At 43.2% G+C, this 3,115-nt stretch carries 3 protein-coding genes; all 3 read right to left on the reverse strand.

The features are described 5' to 3' along the window. Positions 1 to 86 precede the first annotated feature (86 nt). Positions 87 to 278, reverse strand: a complete 192-nt coding sequence (locus CAG68_RS15300) for a hypothetical protein (protein ID WP_005376565.1) — start codon at positions 276 to 278, stop codon at positions 87 to 89. A gap of 18 nt (positions 279 to 296) precedes the next feature. Continuing rightward, a complete protein-coding gene (locus tag CAG68_RS15305; RefSeq protein WP_005388128.1) occupies positions 297 to 2,651 on the reverse strand; it encodes a fatty acid cis/trans isomerase in 2,355 nt (784 codons plus the stop codon). Between the two features lie 80 nt (positions 2,652 to 2,731). Beyond that, a partial coding sequence (locus CAG68_RS15310) for a winged helix-turn-helix domain-containing protein (protein ID WP_237667882.1) occupies positions 2,732 to 3,115 on the reverse strand: 384 nt, incomplete at its 5' end.

Genomic DNA, 3,115 nt, shown 5'->3' on the forward strand with positions numbered 1-3,115 from the left:
TCAATTCAAGCTCTGGATGAGTTAATGGCGAAGTAATCCATCGAGCATTGAAAATAAAAAAACCTCCGGCTTTCCGGAGGTTTTTTCTATTCGGTCATGTCATCTTCCCACTCGAATCGAGTGTCTAGGGCATAAGGGTCATCATCAAAAGGATGTTCCACTTTGCCACGCAAGTATTCGAGTTGATGCTCAAGCATATTGACCGTTTCGTAGTCTCCCTCAGAACAAGCAACGTAAATCTGTTGTTCAAGAGCGGCAATGTTATCTCGGATACCCATGAGAACCCCCTTAAATCATCATCGATTCTCAAAACGATTATAGTCAAGTAATCCAAATTCGATCGGTTGTTTTGTACGGTACCAATTGTGTAAACGATCGCTAAATGACCAGAATTTTTCTGAGCTTCTACGAATCGCAAAATTATCCAATAACTTAACGTAATCGGACTCGTTTTGGATGGCACTAAATTGATCGACAAAATCTTTTACTTGGTTTTCGTTGATCGAGAAAAATGCCGCAGGGTAGCTTCCCACAACGCCGCGTACAATGGTCATGTCATCGTTAGCAAAGTCACGGTTACTTTCTTCATCAAACAAGCTAGAGATGTTTGTGTGTGCATTGTTGTGAAGTAAGGTGAACAGTTCATCTTCCCCTGATTGACTTCTCACCATAAGCATAGTGATTTGCGGAACGGTTTTCAGGCCTTCACCACGAACGTGGTCAATACGTTTTAGTTGCTTTTCACTACTCGCAGAAAGAGCCGTGTCTTGAATTTCGTAGCGAGGCAGAAGCACATCTGAAACATGTTCTCTCAAGAACTCCACCAACTCCGTTTTTGGATCGTCACTCTTATACTGAACGCTGGTTGGTTGGTTAAACGGCTTCACATTTCGTTGTAAAAAGTCACTCAACTGCGGGCTTTGATCTTTATACCAGCTAGATTGAAGTTCATGGCGCATATCGGCAGGTAACAACGAGATAAAGTTACTTTCGCCTTCTAGACGCAAGAAGTCCATAAACATTCGTGTCATGAGCTGATGGCCGAAGTTACCGTAAACGTCAAACCCAGCAACAAGCAAATAGTGGATACGCTCTAGTAGCGCGTAGTCAAGAATCCACACTGTTTTAGGCTGCTCACCAACTAACCCTTGAACAACAGAAGCACTATCAAAATGGCGGAATATCGTTAATGCCGCATTATGGTTGGTGCCATTACCATCCCAAATTACATCGGTGGATAGGTTTTCACCTTCTTTAAACCAGTTATTAGTGAACTCAGATTTAGCCTCTAGGTAGCGAGCTTGTTGACGCGCGTACTTGACCCAGTTGGTAACAGGTAGCGTGTTACTTTCTTGTTCTGCCGGTAGTTTTAGATTATCAGCCTGAGATCGGTAAAACTCATTTACTTCTGGGATGTCTGCTTTATCTGGATCAAGGAAAAACACCCAAAAGCGATCATTGATAACATTCAATGCCAGTTGGCCACGACAAACTGGGCCTTTTATGTATGCCATTATTGTATTTTGTGCATTATCTAGCATGAACTTAAAGCGCGACTTCACTGGAAGGTCGATGAATGATGTCATCGGGTTTGCAGCAACTTCTGGTTCATAACTCGGTAGCTGACTAACCATGTAATCAGCATCAATAAACCAAGTTTTCCAGTTCTCTATGCGTTGCTTGTTTAACGCGAATGGCATGTGAGTTTTATCTACTATGGTCCCTTGCTCTGGAATAATTCGATAAAACACACGTTCAACCCCTGGATCATCGTACGGGCGACGCGTTGAAATACGTTTGACGGGCTGTCCTGGTGGTGTAGCAGAGCGGACGAGCGTGAAGAATCGGGGATCTTCATCGAGTTCCGAAAAGTAGAGATGAGATAAAAATAAATGCTCATATATATACCTAGCCATCAGCTGATTTTTCAAATCAGAGTGGTTAAGTAATGCTTCGTACTTATCTATTTGCGCTTGCTCTTTCTCACTAACAGGTCGGTGAACGTTCATTATTGCGCCGTTTTCCAACCAAGTCATGAGTGTGTGGTATTCACTGTTTGATAGGTTTGGCATACCAAAAGGCATTCCCCAGGTCGGGTTATCCTTTTCGTATTGCTCGTATTCTTCAATCGTTGGACAGGTTTGCTCTCGGTCTATCGAAAAGTCAAAGCCTTCTAACTGGACTTGGTCAGGCAATGGGTGGCGCTCTTTTTGTTGTAGCAAACGTGCGATAAGGCCTGCATCAATGTTGGCTGCCATGCTTTGATCACGTTCGTTGAGAACCGGATGAAAACCCGCATCGCGCCACTCTTGGGTTGTTTCTGCATCTTCGAATAAGCGTGTTGGTGCTGCGGCTGTGAGTCTTGTTCCTTCATATACCAGTGCTTTACTCGCACCACGGTCAATGCCCTCAACAGAAGAGAGCTTAAGTTGACATGGTGCATCGTAGCACGCGTGGCAGACGACACAGCGGTTATCCATAATGGGTTTAACTTCGCTTTGGAAGAAGTTTGCTTGAGGGGTTTCCACGTCAACAGTGCGTTCACGCACGAGCTGTGGACCAAACAGTTGATCATAGTTAAGACCAGCATAGGTTGCACAGCCGGCAAACAAAGTAGCAATGCAAAGTGTAAAAATTAAGCGCAAATTCATTGAGTTATTTTACGTGATTAGAATTTGCATTAATTAAAGCAAAATAAGCGGTCAATTACCAAAAGTTGGGTCAATTAGCGTTAATTTTTCTGTTGATTGTCTGAGCGCTTGAAAATGTAACCCTGGCGGTGGACTGTCTGAATTCTGTCTGTCGGAACGCCTTCGTGAACTAGACGCTTTCTCATTCTGCTCATGTGCATATCGAGTGCTCGATCATGTTCAGTAAATTCACGTTTTAGTACTGTTTCGTAAAGAAAAGGCTTACTAAGTACTTGATCTTGATGGTGAGTGAGAGTTTGCAGCAGCTTAAATTGAATGCTTGTTAACTGAACAGATTTCTTGTTTGGCAAGTAATTGAGTACCACAGAGTGAGTGCGCTTATCTAGTAATAGCTCCTCATCATTATGGTGAACGCCGTTGTGTTGGCATTGGTAAGTTTTTCCATTTGAAACCTTGGAGTCAAG

It is taken from the genome of Vibrio sp. V42_P2S4T144 (genome assembly GCF_009904715.1).
GTDB classification, from domain to species: domain Bacteria; phylum Pseudomonadota; class Gammaproteobacteria; order Enterobacterales; family Vibrionaceae; genus Vibrio; species Vibrio alginolyticus.